The organism is Pseudomonas sp. AD21, from assembly GCF_002878485.1.
In the GTDB taxonomy this organism is placed as follows: domain Bacteria; phylum Pseudomonadota; class Gammaproteobacteria; order Pseudomonadales; family Pseudomonadaceae; genus Aquipseudomonas.
The window spans coordinates 17,486-33,453 of sequence record NZ_NQYG01000030.1 but is presented as its reverse complement, the minus strand read 5'-3'; the positions used below and the strand labels follow the sequence as shown (position 1 = coordinate 33,453).

Genomic DNA, 15,968 nt, shown 5'->3' with positions numbered 1-15,968 from the left:
AGAACAAAAAAACAGCTGGTTTCACACCCGAACGCAATCTCGATCCTGCCCAAAAAAATAATATCCATGGCCCGATGACTATGCTTTCAAAGCGAGTCGCAGGCGATGGGGGAATCGGAGGTAACGCATGAATGCCCTGCATTCGCTGCAAACGCTGGCGGTCTCGATCCGCTCAGTGCGCAAGGTTTACGGTGATCCAAACACCGGTCCGGTGGCGTTGAAAAACATCGATCTGGACATCCGCGACAACGAATTTTTCACCCTGCTCGGCCCGTCCGGCTGCGGCAAGACCACGCTGCTGCGGATGATTGCCGGGTTCGAATTTCCCACCGAAGGCGAGATCCTGCTCTACGGCGAAAACATCGCCGACCGCCCGCCGTTCCAGCGCCCGGTCAACACGGTGTTTCAGCACTACGCACTGTTCCCGCACATGACCATCGCCGAGAACCTGGCCTTCGGCCTTGAATCACAGCCGATGGGCAAGGTTCTGAACAAGGCGCAAATCGCCGAGCGAGTTCGCGAGATGCTCGCGCTGGTGCAGATGGAGCGCTTCGCCAACCGCAAACCGGCGCAACTGTCGGGCGGTCAACAGCAACGTGTCGCCCTCGCCCGCGCACTGGCACCGCATCCGAAAGTGCTGCTGCTCGATGAGCCGCTGTCGGCGCTCGATCTCAAGCTGCGCCAAGCGATGCGCGAAGAGCTGAAAACCATCCAGGCGAAAACCGGCATCACCTTCATCTTCGTTACCCACGACCAGGAAGAAGCGCTGACCATGTCCGACCGTATTGCCGTGTTGTCCGAAGGCGAAGTGCAGCAGGTCGGGCGCCCGGAAGATATTTACGAGCGCCCGCGCAATCGCTTCGTCGCCGACTTCATTGGCGAAACCAACTTCATCGAAGGCACCGTCACCCGTGTGGAAGACGGTCAGGCGTGGTTCGCCGGGCCGGCGGGCCATCCGCTGCCGGCGCAACCGTGCAGCGACGTAGCGGTCGGCGCCAGCGTGACCTTGTCGGTGCGCCCCGAGCGCCTGCACCTGGTACCTGCCGCAACCGAGGCCGCGTTGCAGTGCCGGATCGAAGCGCAAATCTATCTGGGCACCGACCTGCAATATCAGGTCAGCCTCAGCGATGGTTCGCGCCTCACCGTGCGTACGCCCAACTGCGTCGACCAGAGCCTGCGCTTTGCCGTCGGCAGCCCGGCCGGTCTGTTGTTCGACCGTGGAAGCGCCAGCGTCCTGCACGATTGAGCCCGAGGAGTTGCCATGCACGCCTTACCGATTGCCAACACCCTGGAACGCCGCAAGGCCTTCCAGAGTTTCCTCGGGGTCAGCCCGGCACTGGTCGCCATCAGCCTGTTTCTGCTGGTGCCGATCCTGATCGTCATCGGCTATTCGCTGATGGAGGCCAACCCCTACGGCGGGGGCAATAAAGTCTTCAGCAGCGACGCCTACACCTCGCTGCTGTTCGAGCGGCAACTGGACGACAGCCTCGCCTTTGCCGACTCGTATTTGATCATCGCCCTGCGCTCGATCGGCATCGCCGGCCTGACCACCATCATCACGTTGTTGATCGGTTTTCCGGTCGCGGTGTGGCTGGCCATGCAGCCGGCGCATCGTCGCGGCTTGCTGATCTTTCTGATCACCGTGCCGTTCTGGGCCAACCTGCTGATCCGCACTTACGCGTGGATTTTGCTGCTGCGTAACACCGGGGTGATCAACAACAGCCTGATGGGCATGGGGGTCATCCATGAACCGTTGCAGTTGCTGTACACCGACGGCGCGGTGCTGCTGGGGCTGGTTTACACCTACGCGCCGTTCGTGGTGTTGCCGATCTACGCGACGCTGGAAAAGATGGATATCCGTCTGCTCGAAGCGGCTCAGGATCTGTATGCCGGGCGTGTGCGCACCTTACGCAAGGTCGTCCTGCCGATCGCCAAACCGGGGATTCTCGCCGGCGCCATCCTCACCTTCGTGCCGTGCCTGGGCGCAATGATCGCTCCGGAACTGCTCGGTGGCGGCACGCGGATGATGCTCGGCAACCTGATTTTCCGGCAGTTCAGCGATGCGCGTAACTGGCCGTTCGGCGCGGCGTTGTCGCTGGTGCTGATGGCTGCAGTGATGCTGGTGCTGACCGTTTATGCCCAGCGCGCCGAGCGCCAGCGCATCGCCAAGGGAGGTGCGTAATGCTCGCTCTATTCAAACGCAAAGGGTTGGGTGTGCAGGACTTTCCCGGCTTCGGCGGCTTCAGCTTTCTGTTCTATCTGTACCTGTATGCGCCAATCGTGGTGCTGGTGGTGTTCTCGTTCAATGCCAACCAGTCGGCGACGGTGTGGACCGGTTTCAGCCTCGACTGGTATCGCGCCGCGTTCGCCAATCAGGCCTTGCGTCAGGCCGCCGGCAACAGCCTGTTGATCGCGGTTTGCGCGAGCACGATCGCCACGGCGATTGCCACCCTCGCCGCCCTCGGTACTTCGCGAGGTGCCAAGTTCAAGGGCCTGCAATTGTCGATGGGCGCGATCATGTTGCCGCTGGTGCTGCCGGAAATTGTCGTCGGCGTGGCGACGCTGGCGCTGTTCTCCACCATTGGCCTGTCGCTGGGTTACGGCAACTTGATCATCGCCCATACGGTGTTCTGCATTCCCTTCGCCTACCTGCCGATCCGCGCCCGGTTGAACGACATGGATCTGTCGCTGGAGCAAGCCTCCGCCGACCTCTACGCCGGCCCGTGGCGAACCTTTCGCAAGGTCACTCTGCCGCTGCTGATGCCAGGGATTTTCTCCGGACTGATGCTGGCCTTCATCGTCTCGCTGGATAACTTTGTGATCTCGATGATGGTCTCTCAGGCCGGCACGACAACGCTGCCGATCTTCATTTTCGGCCTGCTGCGCATGGGCGTGACACCCGACGTCAACGCCGTATCGACGCTGATCCTCGGCGTCTCGGTGCTGTTCGTCAGCCTCTCTTACCTGTTGGGCAAAAAGAACGCCTGAACCTTTCTACGACCTGTGGGGAAATAGCATGAGCAAGTGGATAAAAAGCGTCGGCACTTCGTTGTTCCTGACTGTGCCGCTGGCCATGGCCGGCAGTGTTCAGGCTGCCGAAAAACTCAACGTGGTGAGCTGGAGCGGCTACTTTTCTCCGGAGATTCTCGCCAAGTTTCAGAAGCAGACCGGCATCGAAGTCACCGTCGATTCCTACGACTCCAACGAGACCCTGCTGGCGAAATTGAAACAGGGCGGCGCCGGTTACGACGTGGCGATCCCGTCGCACCAGTTCATTCCGATCCTGATCAAGGAAAACCTGCTGGAACGCTTCGACCCGGTCAAGGAGCCGTACTACGCCAGCGTTGTGGATAACCTGAAAAAACCGACCTGGGACCCGGAAGGCGCGTATTCGGTGCCGTTCATTTGGGGGACCACTAGCGTCGTGCTGGACTCGGCGCGCTACAAAGGCCCGGCCGACAGCTACAAGGTTTTGTATGAGCCGCCAGCCGAGTTGCAGGGGCGGATCAACATGTTCGACTCGACCAGCGAGATGGTCGACATGGCCAGCCTCTATTTGAATATTCCGCTGTGCAGCGAAGACCCGAAACAGATGCAACAAGTGCTGACGTTGCTCAAGGTGCAGAAGCCGTTCGTGAAGACCTACAGTTCCAAGGCCGGCTCGATTCGCGAGAACCTCGCCTCGGGTGAAATCGACATGTCGATGTTCTGGGGCGGTTCGTCGATGCGTGCCCGCGAGATGAAACCAACGCTGAAATACCTCTACCCGAAAGAAGGCGTGCTGGCCTGGGTCGACAACATGGTGATCCCCACCGGCAGCAAGAACCCGGCAAATGCCAAGGCGTTCATCGCCTTCCTCAGCCAGCCGGAAAACTCGGCGATGACGCAGAATTTCCTCAAGCACCAGAGCCCGATCAAAGGCGTCGAACCGTTCCTCGATGCAAGCCTCAAAGATGCCCCCGAGTTGCACATTCCCGAGGGCACCAACGTAGTGTTCAGCAAGACCTGCGGCGAAGGCGCGATCCGTCTGGCCGATCGTCTCTGGACCAACCTGATGCGTTGATCCCTGCCGCCCCGGCACGAGGCCGGGGCGTTTTTCCAGCCGTCTGAAAGGCGCCGTTGTCATGAACTCCAATAACATCAGCGAACTGCTCCTGTTGCAGGCCCACGAGCTCGCCGAACGCATCCGCCTGCGCCAGGTCTCCTGCCGGGAAGTGATGCAGACTTACCTTGCCCACATCGACCGTTTCAACCCGTTGGTGAATGCGCTGATCAGCCTGCAATCACCTGAAAATCTGCTGGCTCAGGCCGATGAACGCGATGCCGAACTGGCGCGCGGCGAATACCGTGGCTGGATGCATGGCCTGCCCCACGCGATCAAGGATCTGTCGCTGACCCGTGGCATCCGCACCACGCTCGGCTCACCGTTGTTCCAGGACTTCATTCCCGAGCGCGATGGGATCATGGTCGAGCGGATCAAGGCCGCCGGCGCGATCATCATCGGCAAGACCAACACCCCGGAATTCGGCCTCGGCTCACAGAGCTATAACCCATTGTTCGGCGCGACTGGCTGCGCCTACGACCCGAGCAAAACCGCGGGCGGCAGCAGTGGCGGCGCGGCGGCGGCACTGGCGATGCATCTGGTACCGGTGGCCGATGGCAGCGACATGATGGGTTCACTGCGTAACCCGGCGGCGTTCAACAACATCTTCGGTTTCCGCCCGTCCCAGGGCCGCGTGCCGTTTGATGACAGTGCTGATCTGTTCTTTGATCAGCTCGGTTACGAAGGACCGATGGCGCGCAGCGTGAGGGATGCGGCGTTGCTATTGTCGGTACAGGCCGGGGGCGATGCGCGGGCGCCGTTGTCGATCAGTGAGTCCGGCGATGCATTTGCCGCGCCACTGGAGCGTGATTTCAAAGGCACGCGGTTGGGATGGCTGGGGGACCTCAACGGTTACCTGCCGATGGAGAAAGGAGTGCTGTCGTTGTGTGAGAAGACCTTTGCCGACTTTGAAAGTCTGGGTTGCCAGGTTGAGTCGGTTGAGCCGGGGTTCGCGCCTGAGCGGTTGTGGGGCAGCTGGCGCACCTTGCGTCATTGGATGGTCACGGGGTCACTGGGCCCGGCGTATGCCGATCCGCAGAAGCGCGCGTTGTTGAAACCGGAAGCGATCTGGGAAGTGGAGAACGGCCTGAAGCTGTCGGCCAGCGAAGTGTTTGCCGCCTCGGTGGTGCGCAGCGACTGGTATCGGGCGATCTCGAAGTTGTTCGAACGCTATGACTATCTGTTGTTGCCCAGCGCTCAGGTGTTCCCGTTCGACAAGACGCAGCCGTGGCCGACCGCTATCGAAGGCGTGAGTATGGACACTTATCATCGTTGGATGGAGGTGGTGATTCCCGGCACGTTGTCCGGGTGTCCGGTGGCGAACGTCCAGGCCGGCTTCAATACACAGGGGTTGCCGATGGGGCTACAGGTCATCGGCCGGCACCAGGCAGACTTCGCGGTTCTGCAACTGGCGCACGCGTATGAACAGGCCAGCCGCTGGTTCCAACGCTGTCCTTCGCCGCTGCTCGGCCCATGATTTTGATAAACGGTTGAAAGCGTAGAAAAAATTTTTAAATTTACGCTTGACGCTTTTCCATTTCAGGGGAATAATGCGCGCCACTTGGCTACATAGCTCAGTTGGTTAGAGCATAGCATTCATAATGCTGGGGTCCGGGGTTCAAGTCCCTGTGTAGCCACCAAGTACTAAAAACGGCTTACCGAAAGGTAGGCCGTTTTTTTATGCCTGTTGTAGCGAGGGGATTTATCCCCGATGGAGCACGAGGCTGCCCCTGTTTTTTTTACCAGATGAACATTGGGGCAGCTTCGCAGCCCATCGGGGATAAATCCCCTCGCTACAATCAGCCTGCCAGCGCCGCCAGCCCTTTCACCCAGATCTGCCGCGTGCGCAAACCGACCATCGCCCGCCAATCCGGATCAGCCGGATAGAACTGCTCCAGCAGATTCAACTTGATCGCCCTCGCCGTCGCGTCCAGCGGATCGCCATGCAAATGCAGCCAATGGTCATCGCGCAAATGCCGATGTACATCCGGCCCCGGATAAGTCCCGCACTCGATCACGAACGGCATCAACTGCACGTCCGGCAATGCATTGAGCAACGCCTGCGAGGTGTAGCCCGTAGCAGTCGCTGCCACTCCGGTTTCGCTCAAGGTCTCGGCGCCCGTGTGCAGCGTGTAAAGCCATGGACCGTAGATCGCCTGGGCTTGCGCGAGTGCCGGATAAGGCGCTTGGGTAATCGTCAGCAACATCGGATGGCCGTACTCGCCCGCACCGGTGTGCAGGTCGAAGCACATCACCGTTTCAGCGCCTGCCAGATGCTCATCGATGATTTGATGCAAGGTGCGATTCGACCAACTCGGTGCGCGGCCGCCATAGAACAGGCCATCGGGATGGCTGTGCTGACCGCCCTCAACAATCGACATCACGGCCGGCCAGCCGTGTTCGGCAATCTGCGCATCGAGAAAGGCATCGGCCCGCGCACGCTCCGGGCCATTCAAATCGGTGCAGGCGTAAATCTCGTGCAAGGCCGCATAAGCGCGGTTGTCCGGCAACAGCACGGTGAAATCCAGATGATTGCGGTTGAGGTCGATGTTGTCTTCGTTGACCCGCCGTAACCAGGCGGTGCCCCACGGATTGATCAGGTGGATCATCACCACCGCGACATCCTTGGGCAGCGAGCCGGTTTCGACGGTTTTCAGCCAATCGATCTGACAGTCCGAGCCGTAATAGCCCTCGACTCCGTGCGTACCGCTGAGCGCTACCAGACGACGTTTGGCCTGTGGATCGCCGAGCACAGCGACGTCGGTGCTCAGCGGTTCGCCGAATGGCCCGCAACGTGGATGCGCGTAAGAGGTGAGCGTGGCGCCGGCGGCATTGGCGGCGGCGATGAACTGTTGGCGTTGGTCGCGGTAGCTGGATTCGGTGGGGAAATCGCTGTGCATATCGGCCTCTTGTTGATCTTGTAATTATGGGAGCGAGCTTGCTCGCGAAAGCGGTTGTACATTCAACACTTCGTTTGACTGGAATAACGTATTCGCGAGCAAGCTCGCTCCCACAGGTGCTCGTTGCAGCTCAGTAGATTTGCGGTTGACCCTAGCGAATATCCGGCCAGAAAAGAAAGACAAAAATGCCCATCGGTTTGCGTCGCGACCGAGCGGTCGATAAAGTCCCTCAGACTTTTATCCCACGGACGGAGAGCACCACGTGTTTCCAGCCCTGCCCCTGAGCCGCTTTCCCCTGCCAGCCCTGACCCTGCTCGTCAGCGCCCTGACCCTCACCGCGTGCAACGCCCCGCCCTCCTCGACCTTGCCACTGGCCCCGGAAGCCGCCTCCGGCTACCGCACCGATCTGCAGACCCGCCACGCCAGCAAACACATGGCCGCTGCCGCCAACCCGCTGGCCGCCGAGGCCGGTCGCCAGATGCTGCGCAAGGGTGGCTCGGCCATCGACGCGGCGATTGCGATGCAAGCGGTGCTGACGCTGGTCGAGCCGCAATCTTCCGGAATCGGTGGCGGCGCGATGATCGTACTGTGGGACGGCAAACAGGTGCGCACTTATGACGGTCGCGAAACCGCACCGGCCGGCGCCACCGAGAAGTTGTTCCTGCAAGCCGACGGCAAACCGATGCCGTTCCCGCAGGCGCAGATCGGCGGGCGCTCGGTCGGCACACCGGGCGTGCTGCGTGCGCTGGAACTGGCGCACAAACAACACGGTCGCCTGCCATGGGCCACGCTGTTTGAACCTGCGATCAAACTCGCCGAGCAAGGCTTTGCAATTTCTCCGCGCCTGCATTCGTTGCTGGAATCAGATCCAGTCATCCGCAAGTCGCCTGATATGGCCAAGTACTTCCTCAACGCCGATGGCAGCGTCAAAGCCATCGGCACGCGCCTGCAAAACCCGGCGCTGGCCGCCGTGCTCAAGCGCATCGCCCAAGAAGGCCCGGACGCGCTGTACAAAGGCCCGATCGCCGAAGAGATCGTCGCCAAGGTGCAAGACCACGCCAACCCCGGCAGCCTGTCGCTGAAGGATCTGCAAGGCTACCAGGCCAAAGAGCGCGCGCCGCTGTGCACCGACTACAAACGCTGGCAGGTCTGCGGCATGCCGCCACCGTCGTCGGGCGGGATCGCCGTGGCGCAGATTCTCGGCACGTTGCAGGCGCTGGAAACCCGCGATCCACGTCTTTCCCTGACACCGCTCAAACCAGTGAAAACCGACAAACCGGCCGGCATTGAACCGGATCCGCAAGCCGTGCATTTGATCGCCGAAGCGGAACGCCTGGCCTACGCCGACCGCGCGCAATACGTTGCCGATACCGACTTCGTGCCAGTGCCGGTCAAAGGCCTGGTCGACCCGGGCTACCTCGCCAGTCGCGCCAGCCTGATCGGCGAACGCAGCATGGGCAGCGCCAAACCGGGCACACCGCCGGGCGTGCAGGTGGCTTACGCACCGGACCGCTCGCCGCTGCGCATCTCCACCTCGCAAGTCGTCGCAGTGGATGACCTCGGCGGCGCCGTATCGATGACCACCACCATCGAAGCAGCGTTCGGCTCGCACCTGATGGTTCAGGGCTTCCTGCTGAACAACCAGATGACCGACTTCTCGTTCATCCCCGAAGAAAACGGACAGAAAGTCGCCAACCGCGTCGAACCCGGCAAACGTCCACGCTCGTCGATGGCGCCAACGCTGATCTTCGATCGCCCCAGCGGCGAATTCGTCGCCACGGTCGGCTCGCCGGGCGGTTCGCAAATCATCGAATACGTGGCGAAAACCACCGTCGGCCTGCTCGACTGGCACCTCGACCCGCAAAGCGCCATCAGCCTGCCCAACTTCGGCAGCCGCAACGGCCCGACCGAACTGGAACAAGGCCAGTTCAGCCCGGCGCTGATTCAGGCGCTGAAAGACAAAGGGCATGCAGTGAATGAAATCGACATGACCAGCGGCACCCAGGCCATCGTGCGGGTCAAGGATGCGCAGGGGAAAGCGTCGCTGGAGGGTGGCGCGGATCCACGGCGTGAAGGCGAAGCGTTGGGGGATTGAGGCTAGGACGCAAAGAGAAAAGGCTTACCGTGAGGTAGGCCTTTTTTGTGGCTAACAGATTGTGTTCACTCGCATCCCGTCGCCTTTTCCTACACCGAAAATTTGCTGCCACGGATAGAGTAAGTGGCCGTTCAGCAAACAACACTTTCGGGATCTGCTGGCATTTATGAACACGCAAATATTAGAACCGTACGTCCACCGACAGCCAACAGCCTTGCATCAGTCCCATAGCGGGACTAGGATCGCGTCATGAGAATTATCGCTGTCAGTCAGCTCAAAAATTTTTGGGAACGGTATCCGGACTCAGAGCAACCACTGTTGGCGTGGATAGATGAAGCGAGGAAAGCAAGCTGGTCAACGCCCTCGGACATCAAGGCACATTTTGCTTCTGCGAGCATTCTGAAAAGCCGCAGAGTGGTGTTCAACATCAAGGGCAATGACTTTCGCCTGATCGTAGCCGTGGCCTACCGCTTCGGCGCCATATACATAAAATTCGTCGGCACCCACAAGCAGTACGATGCAATCGACGCTGATACCGTCGAAATGGAGTAACCCATGAACATACGTCCGATTCATAACGAAGAAGACTACCGTGCGGCGCTCAAAAACGTGTCTGCACTTTTCGACAACGAGCCAGAACCGGGTACCCCTGAAGGTGATTACTTCGACATCATGATCACTCTCATTGAGGCCTATGAAGCCAAACAGTTTCCACTGGATTTGCCCAATCCAATCGATGCCATCAAATTCCGAATGGAACAGTCAGGCCTGTCAGCCGCGGATCTCGCTCCGGCTATCGGTCGAACAAACAGGGTCTATGAAGTGTTGAATGGCAAGCGGGCACTCACTTTGCCAATGATATGGAAACTTCATGAGCTGTTTGGAATTCCTGCCGAAAGCCTGATCAAACCAATGAAGCAAATCTGATACAAATTGCAGCAACCCAGCCTTTGACTGCAGCTTAGCGATTAGCCACCAGATGCACCCCAAACAACAGATAGCAACCGCCCGCGAAGCGATCCAGCCATTGTCGCGAACGCTCATACACACCGGCAATCCGGCGACTGGCGAAGAACAGCGCCACGCAGCAATACCAACTGAACGACAACGTCGCCATGGTCAGCACCGCCAGCGCCAGTAACAGTGGCGGGATGTGGGCCGGCATGGCGGTGGCAAAGATGGTGGCGACGAACAATGCCGACTTGGGATTAGTCATGTTGCCAAGAAAGCCGCGGCCATAAGCTCCGAGCAACGTCTGCTCCGAAGTATCGAGCGTGCCCGGGACGATCGGTGCCTTGCGCTTGAACTGCTTGAGTCCGAGGTAGATCAGGTAGCAGCCACCGGCAATCTTGAAGCTCAGGTACAGCGTCGGCGCAGCACTGAACAGTGACTGAATGCCCAAGCCACCCGCCAGCCCCCACAACACGGTCCCGCTGGCGACGCCGAGCGCCGCGACGACACCGTGGCGGCGGGAACGGCTGACCGCCAGTTGCGCGATATTGAAGAAGTTCGGGCCGGGCGTGACCACGGCAACGGTCCACAACACGGCCAGCGACAGCAAGGGCGCCAGATAACTCAAGGGGGAAAGATCCATGGGGCATGCGCCTGATCGGTTCGACGATGCCCTCTACCTTGCAACATCCGGCAATGTTTTGCCATCAGCAGACATTCAGACCGCTAGCGTCTTGCCATCCACCGCATCACCAATCTTCAGGAAATGCCCACCCGCTACGTGGTGCAAGGTGCGCAAACCGTCATGCCCTTCGAAATGCCAGCGTCCGTCGCTGAACACGCGCTCATCGGCGTGGGCGGCGATGACTTCGGCGAGGAACAGGTCGTATTGCTCGTGATTGCGCGGCTCCGGCAGCAAACGGCATTCGAGCCAGGCGACGCAGTCTTCGAGCAGCGGCGCTTCGACTTGTTCGCCAGAAAACGTCTGCAAGCCGTAAGCCTGAAATTTGTCTTGCCCTTGGGTTTGGGTGATGTCCAGACCCGACGTATTGCCGACGGTTTGCACGATGTCGGCCTGATCGACGCAGGGGACGTTGAGCACGAAGGTGCCGGACGCTTCGAGCAACTGGCGGGTCCAGGTGGACTTGTCGAGGACCACCGCGACTTTCGGCGGTTCGAAATCCAGCGGCATCGCCCAGGCGGCGGCCATGATGTTGCGCTGACCGTCATGGGCGGCGCTGACCAGCACGGTCGGCCCGTGATTGAGCAGACGGTAGGCTTTGTTCAGGGGCACCGGGCGGCGGTGGGAAGCGCTCATGGGGATCTGCTCCGGGGAAAAAGGAGCTGATTGTAGCGCCACCTGTGACCTATAGGAGTGAGCCTGCTCGCGATAGCGGTGAATCAGTCAGCACCATTGTTGAATGTCAGACCGTCATCGCGAGCAGGCTCGCTCCCACAATGGATCAGTGGAGATTAGTGGGAGAGTTGATTGGCGAACTGACCGACCGCATCCACCACCTTCTGCGCGCCGTCCTGAATCTCGACGATCACCGTGCCTGCTTCCGCCGCCAGCGCCAGGCCTTGTTCGGCCTGAAGCTTGCCGTCGGTCATCAGCGCCACGGCGTTGCGCGCCATCTCCTGGTTCTGCCGCACCACAGTGACGATCTCTTCGGTCGCCTGACTGGTGCGCGAGGCCAGTTGTCGCACTTCGTCGGCCACCACCGCAAAGCCCCGACCCTGTTCGCCAGCACGGGCCGCCTCAATGGCAGCGTTGAGCGCCAGCAGGTTGGTTTGCTCGGCAATGCCGCTGATGGTTTTGACGATGGTGCCGATCACCTGCGACTGCTCGTTCAGTGCCTCGATGCCCTCGCCGGCAGACTGCATGTGTCGCGACAGATCACGCATCACATTCACCGCCTCGGTGACCACGGTAGTGCCACGTTGCGCGGTGCTGTCGGTTTGCTGCGAAGTGCTGTAGGCGATGCTGGCCGCGTCGGCAACCGCTTGCTCGCGATTGACCTGATCGGTGATCACCGTGGCGAACTTCACCACTTTGTACAGCTTGTTGTTGGCATCGACCACCGGGTTGTAGGACGCCTCCAGCCAGACCACGCGGCCGTGGCTGTCGATACGTTTGAAGCGCTCAGCCACAAATTCGCCATTGTTCAGGCGACGCCAGAAATTCTGGTACTCGGCGCTGTTGTACTCCTCCGGCGCGCAGAACATGCGGTGATGTTTGCCCTTGATCTGCGCCAGGCTGTAACCCATGCCGCTGAGGAAGCGCTCGTTGGCATTCAGCACGTTGCCGTTGAGGTCGAACTCGATCACTGCGGTGGAACGTACCAGCGCGCCGATCAGGTTTTCGTGCTCGCGGGAGGCTTCAATGGTGCGGGTCAGGTCACTGGAGAAAATCGAGAACTGCTTGATTCGGCCATCCGAAGAACGCACCGGCTGCACGATGGAGCGCAGCCACGCCTCTTCCCCATTACCGCGCAACAGACGCACGGCCCCGGCGAAGTGCTCGCCACGGGTCAGTGCGGACTTGAAACGATGGTGAAATTCATCGGCCTTCACATGCACAGGAACGATGTCTTCAATGGCCCGCCCCACCAGATCCTGGCTCTTGTAGAGCATCTCGGCGAGAAAGTTCTGGTTGACCGACTGAATCCGTCCATCGGGCTCCAGGGTTAGCACCAACATCTCGCTTTCCAGGCTTTCCTTCACTTGTAGCAGGCTGGAAAGTTCTTCACGAAGAGTGGCCAGCTCTTGCTTGAGGCGTTTGTTGAACATGGGAAAGTACCGATAGGCAAGGTGGAAAGCGGGATGCAGCCTAACCATCGGCCTTGAAAATCTTTTCTGAAGAGCGATTGCGACCGGTCAGTCAAAAATAATCTCAATAGGCCATTGGTCTTATCTTTACGCCAACCGGCAGGATACAAAACCGGGCGCTTTGGCCCGGCCATATCAGGTATTCTCAGAGTAAATTGCAACAACATGTTGCAGCTATCCGCCCGATAAGGAGTGCCGTTTTGGATTTATCGACCGCTGCCTGGATGGTTCACGACACCCGCCTGATTCTCTGCTGCCTGCTGGCCATTGCCACAATTATTGTGCTGATCAGCGCCACCAAGCTTCCGCCCTTCCTGTCGATCCTGATCGGCACATTCATTGCCGGCGTCGGCGCGGGTTTACCGCCTGAGGACGTGGCCAAGGCGTTCAGCAAAGGCGCCGGGGCGATTCTCGGTGAAGCCGGGATCATCATTGCATTGGGTTCGATGCTCGGCGCGCTGATGGCCGAATCCGGCGCGGCCGACCGTATCGCTTCGACCTTGCTTGGACTGGGCAAAGGCAAGTCCCTGCCGTGGGTCATGGCGCTGGTGGCGATGGTGATTGGCTTGCCGCTGTTCTTTGAAGTCGGGCTGGTGATGATGGTGCCGATCATCTTCGTCATGGCCCGCCGTTCGGGGCAGCCACTGTTGAAAATCGCGATTCCGGCACTGGCCGGGATGACCACACTGCACGCACTGATGCCACCGCATCCCGGGCCGTTGATTGCCGTCAGCGCGTTGCATGCCGACCTTGGGCTGACCATGTTGCTGGGCTTCAGCATCGCCATCCCGGCGGTGATCCTGGCTGGACCGATCTACGGCAACTGGCTGTCGAAACGCATGCACGTCGATGAGCCGGCAGAACTCGGCGCACTGTTCAGCGCTCCGCCGAAAGCGCCGCGTCAGCCGAGTTTCGGCATGTCGCTGCTGATCATTCTGTTGCCGGTGCTGCTGATGCTCGGCAGCACTCTGGCGAAAGTCGCGATGAGCCCGGAAAGCAGCGTCGCCCTGACCCTGAAGTTCCTCGGCGAACCGTTGGTGGCGCTGGGCATTGCGGTGATGGCGGCGGTGATCTGCCTCGGCTGGGCCAACGGCATGCCGCGCGACCACGTCGGCGGCACCCTGCGCAAAAGCCTGGCGCCGATTGCCGTGCTGTTGCTGACCATCGGCGCCGGTGGCGGCCTGAAGCAGACCTTGCTGGATGCCGGCATCAGCCAGACCATCAGCAAGGTCGCCGAAGGCGCGCACATGCCGTACCTGTTGCTGGCCTGGCTGATCGCTGTGGCATTGCGTCAGGCTACAGGCTCGGCAACGGTGGCCACCACGACGACGGCGGGGATTCTGGCGCCGATGATGGCGGGCCTCGCCGCGACGCAAAGTTCGTTGGTGGCGCTGGCGATTGGCGCCGGCTCAGTGTTCTTCTGCCACGTCAACGACGCCGGCTTCTGGATGGTTCGCGAGTACTTTGGCTTGCAGCTGAAACAGACGATCTGGGTCTGGTCGGTCCTGCAAACCATCGTCTCGGTGGTAGGCCTGGTGGGGACCTTGCTGTGGTGGCACTGGTTGACGTAACGGCCTTCAGGAACAGGGCGCCACCGAACGGCGCCCGACCCCGGGCATGCGCACACCGAAATACGCCGCGCTACCGATGCCGACCGCGCCCATCACCGCGCAGAACATCACGCAGATCCACGGACTCCATGGCATCAGACCGATCAGCAACAGCGGTGTGATGCTTGCCCATGCGGCGTAGGCAATGTTGTAGGTGAAGGAAATGCCTGACACGCGAATGCGCGCGGGGAACAAGCCGACCATCACCGACGGCACCGCACCGACCACACCGCACGCTAGACCGGCCACGGCGTAAGCCAGGCCAACCCAATCGCCGCCCATGATCAAGCAGCCATACAGCACGCCGATACCCAGCGGCAGCAACAGGCTATACAGCATGACCGTGCGCCAGGCGCCGATACGGTCGACCAGCAGGCCGGCGATCACGCAGCCGATGTTGAGGAATACGATGCCCAATGCGCTGAGGGCGAAGGTGTGGCTGGCGCTCATGCCGAAGGTTTTCTGCATCATGGTCGGCGTAATGACGACGAACACCACCACTGCCGAAGTCAGCACGCAGGTCAGCAACATCGCCGGCAACATCGCCAGTCGATGCTCGCGCAGCACCGTGCGCAGCGGCAGTTCGACCCGCGCCTCGCGTTGCGCTTCCATCGCCATGAACACCGGGGTTTCGCTCAGCCAGCGGCGCAGATAAACGCCAATCACGCCGAACACGCCACCGAGCAGGAAGGGATAGCGCCAGGCGTAATCAAGAATTTCCGCCGGGGTGAACACTTGCGCGAGAAACGTCGCGGTCAACGCGCCGATCAGGTAACCGAAAGTCAGCCCGGCCTGCAAAAAGCCCAGGGCATAACCGCGATGCCCGGCGGGCGCGTGCTCGGCGACGAACACCCAGGCGCTCGGCACTTCACCACCGACCGCCGCGCCTTGCAGGATGCGCAGCGCCAGCAACAACAGCGGTGCGAAATAACCGATCTGGGCATACGTCGGCATGATCCCGATCAGCAGGCACGGCAGCGCCATCATCAGGATGCTCAGGCTGAAGACCTTTTTGCGGCCCAGGCGATCGGCGAAATGCGCCATCAGGATCCCGCCCAGAGGCCGCGCCAGGTAACCGGTGACGAAGATGCCAAAGCTTTGCAGAAGACGCAGCCACTCGGGCATTTCCGGCGGGAAGAACAACTGGCTGAGGGTCAGGGCAAAGAACACGAAAATGATGAAATCGTAGATTTCCAGCGCCCCGCCGAGGGCTGCAAGGCCGAGGGTCTTGTAGTCGGAACGGCTGAACGGCGCCGGTCGGGCTGTGGATTGGGCAGTCATGGCAAAGAACTCTGGCAGGCAAAAAACCAAGGCGCTCATGGTCTACGCAAATCCGCCTGGGGACAACCCGTTAGACCATAGTCCCGGTTTTGCAAAACCTGCTCACAAAAGCGCTTGGCTTGATTTACTGTTGAGGCCTGTCTGCAGCCACCGTCCAGTGAAAACCTGTGGGAGCGGGCTTGCTCGCGAATGCGGTGTGT

Annotated in this window: 13 protein-coding genes, 1 tRNA gene and 2 pseudogenes; 10 read left to right on the top strand and 6 right to left on the bottom strand. The window is 60.4% G+C overall.

Annotated features, from left to right (window positions below; all coding sequences use genetic code 11):
• The first annotated feature begins 127 nt into the window (after positions 1–127).
• The 6 genes from PseAD21_RS17985 (at position 128) to PseAD21_RS17960 (ending at position 5,742) form a co-directional block, all read left to right on the top strand.
• Positions 128–1,246: an ABC transporter ATP-binding protein gene (locus PseAD21_RS17985; RefSeq protein ID WP_102356836.1), complete on the top strand. Its 1,119-nt coding sequence runs from the start codon at positions 128–130 to the stop codon at positions 1,244–1,246.
• Between the two features lie 15 nt (positions 1,247–1,261).
• Positions 1,262–2,182 carry an ABC transporter permease gene (locus PseAD21_RS17980; protein ID WP_102356835.1) on the top strand — a complete coding sequence of 307 codons (921 nt, stop codon included), beginning with the start codon at positions 1,262–1,264 and terminating at the stop codon, positions 2,180–2,182.
• The gene (locus PseAD21_RS17975; protein ID WP_102356834.1) at positions 2,182–2,988 is read left to right on the top strand and encodes an ABC transporter permease; all 807 of its coding nucleotides are present in this window, start codon (positions 2,182–2,184) and stop codon (positions 2,986–2,988) included. Before PseAD21_RS17980 ends, PseAD21_RS17975 begins: the two co-directional genes overlap by 1 nt.
• Before the next feature lie 28 nt (positions 2,989–3,016).
• Positions 3,017–4,063 (top strand): extracellular solute-binding protein, encoded by a 1,047-nt coding sequence (locus PseAD21_RS17970; protein ID WP_102356833.1) that lies wholly within the window; start codon positions 3,017–3,019, stop codon positions 4,061–4,063.
• A 61-nt stretch (positions 4,064–4,124) separates the two neighbouring features.
• Positions 4,125–5,579, top strand: a complete 1,455-nt coding sequence (locus tag PseAD21_RS17965) for an amidase (protein ID WP_102356832.1) — start codon at positions 4,125–4,127, stop codon at positions 5,577–5,579.
• Between the two features lie 86 nt (positions 5,580–5,665).
• Positions 5,666–5,742: transfer RNA gene (locus PseAD21_RS17960), tRNA-Met, on the top strand.
• Positions 5,743–5,901: 159 nt separating this feature from the next.
• Here the strand turns inward: PseAD21_RS17960 and PseAD21_RS17955 are convergent.
• Entirely contained in the window at positions 5,902–7,002 is a 1,101-nt protein-coding gene (locus PseAD21_RS17955) for a DUF2817 domain-containing protein (RefSeq protein WP_102356831.1), read from the bottom strand.
• Positions 7,003–7,264: 262 nt separating this feature from the next.
• Between PseAD21_RS17955 and ggt the strand changes: the two genes are divergently transcribed.
• From ggt to PseAD21_RS17940, 3 genes are all read left to right on the top strand, one after another.
• Positions 7,265–9,097 (top strand): gamma-glutamyltransferase, encoded by a 1,833-nt coding sequence (ggt, locus tag PseAD21_RS17950; protein ID WP_102356830.1) that lies wholly within the window; start codon positions 7,265–7,267, stop codon positions 9,095–9,097.
• Positions 9,098–9,346: 249 nt separating this feature from the next.
• Positions 9,347–9,649, top strand: a complete 303-nt coding sequence (locus PseAD21_RS17945; protein WP_095122959.1) for a type II toxin-antitoxin system HigB family toxin — start codon at positions 9,347–9,349, stop codon at positions 9,647–9,649.
• A gap of 3 nt (positions 9,650–9,652) precedes the next feature.
• Positions 9,653–10,024, top strand: a complete 372-nt coding sequence (locus PseAD21_RS17940; protein WP_064387655.1) for a type II toxin-antitoxin system HigA family antitoxin — start codon at positions 9,653–9,655, stop codon at positions 10,022–10,024.
• Between the two features lie 34 nt (positions 10,025–10,058).
• Here the strand turns inward: PseAD21_RS17940 and PseAD21_RS17935 are convergent, their stop codons facing one another.
• The 4 genes and pseudogenes from PseAD21_RS17935 to PseAD21_RS30330 form a co-directional block, all read right to left on the bottom strand.
• Positions 10,059–10,691, bottom strand: coding sequence for a LysE family translocator (locus PseAD21_RS17935; RefSeq protein ID WP_102356829.1), 633 nt, complete (start codon positions 10,689–10,691; stop codon positions 10,059–10,061).
• A 75-nt stretch (positions 10,692–10,766) separates the two neighbouring features.
• The gene (locus tag PseAD21_RS17930; RefSeq protein WP_102356828.1) at positions 10,767–11,366 is read right to left on the bottom strand and encodes a flavin reductase family protein; all 600 of its coding nucleotides are present in this window, start codon (positions 11,364–11,366) and stop codon (positions 10,767–10,769) included.
• A gap of 155 nt (positions 11,367–11,521) precedes the next feature.
• Positions 11,522–11,959 (bottom strand): annotated as a pseudogene (locus tag PseAD21_RS30335) (methyl-accepting chemotaxis protein); the annotation flags it as partial.
• A 102-nt stretch (positions 11,960–12,061) separates the two neighbouring features.
• Positions 12,062–12,748, bottom strand: a pseudogene (locus PseAD21_RS30330) (PAS domain-containing protein); the annotation flags it as partial.
• 329 nt (positions 12,749–13,077) lie between these two features.
• Here PseAD21_RS30330 and PseAD21_RS17920 point away from each other — a divergent pair.
• On the top strand, positions 13,078–14,448 hold the full coding sequence (locus PseAD21_RS17920) for a gluconate:H+ symporter (RefSeq protein WP_102356826.1): 1,371 nt from the start codon (positions 13,078–13,080) through the stop codon (positions 14,446–14,448).
• A 6-nt stretch (positions 14,449–14,454) separates the two neighbouring features.
• Here PseAD21_RS17920 and PseAD21_RS17915 read toward each other — a convergent pair whose 3' ends face one another.
• On the bottom strand, positions 14,455–15,768 hold the full coding sequence (locus PseAD21_RS17915) for an MFS transporter (protein ID WP_102356865.1): 1,314 nt from the start codon (positions 15,766–15,768) through the stop codon (positions 14,455–14,457).
• Positions 15,769–15,968: the final 200 nt, after the last annotated feature.

Excerpts from the sequence above, each read along its gene's own strand:
- PseAD21_RS17965 (WP_102356832.1), top strand. The coding sequence starts at position 4,125 with ATGAACTCCAATAACATCAGCGAACTGCTCCTGTTGCAGGCCCACGAG.
- PseAD21_RS17985 (WP_102356836.1), top strand. The coding sequence starts at position 128 with ATGAATGCCCTGCATTCGCTGCAAACGCTGGCGGTCTCGATCCGCTCA.
- PseAD21_RS17930 (WP_102356828.1), bottom strand. The coding sequence starts at position 11,366 with ATGAGCGCTTCCCACCGCCGCCCGGTGCCCCTGAACAAAGCCTACCGT.
- PseAD21_RS17970 (WP_102356833.1), top strand. The coding sequence starts at position 3,017 with ATGAGCAAGTGGATAAAAAGCGTCGGCACTTCGTTGTTCCTGACTGTG.
- PseAD21_RS17935 (WP_102356829.1), bottom strand. The coding sequence starts at position 10,691 with ATGGATCTTTCCCCCTTGAGTTATCTGGCGCCCTTGCTGTCGCTGGCC.
- PseAD21_RS17955 (WP_102356831.1), bottom strand. The coding sequence starts at position 7,002 with ATGCACAGCGATTTCCCCACCGAATCCAGCTACCGCGACCAACGCCAA.
- PseAD21_RS17945 (WP_095122959.1), top strand. The coding sequence starts at position 9,347 with ATGAGAATTATCGCTGTCAGTCAGCTCAAAAATTTTTGGGAACGGTAT.
- PseAD21_RS17940 (WP_064387655.1), top strand. The coding sequence starts at position 9,653 with ATGAACATACGTCCGATTCATAACGAAGAAGACTACCGTGCGGCGCTC.
- PseAD21_RS17915 (WP_102356865.1), bottom strand. The coding sequence starts at position 15,768 with ATGACTGCCCAATCCACAGCCCGACCGGCGCCGTTCAGCCGTTCCGAC.
- PseAD21_RS17980 (WP_102356835.1), top strand. The coding sequence starts at position 1,262 with ATGCACGCCTTACCGATTGCCAACACCCTGGAACGCCGCAAGGCCTTC.
- PseAD21_RS17975 (WP_102356834.1), top strand. The coding sequence starts at position 2,182 with ATGCTCGCTCTATTCAAACGCAAAGGGTTGGGTGTGCAGGACTTTCCC.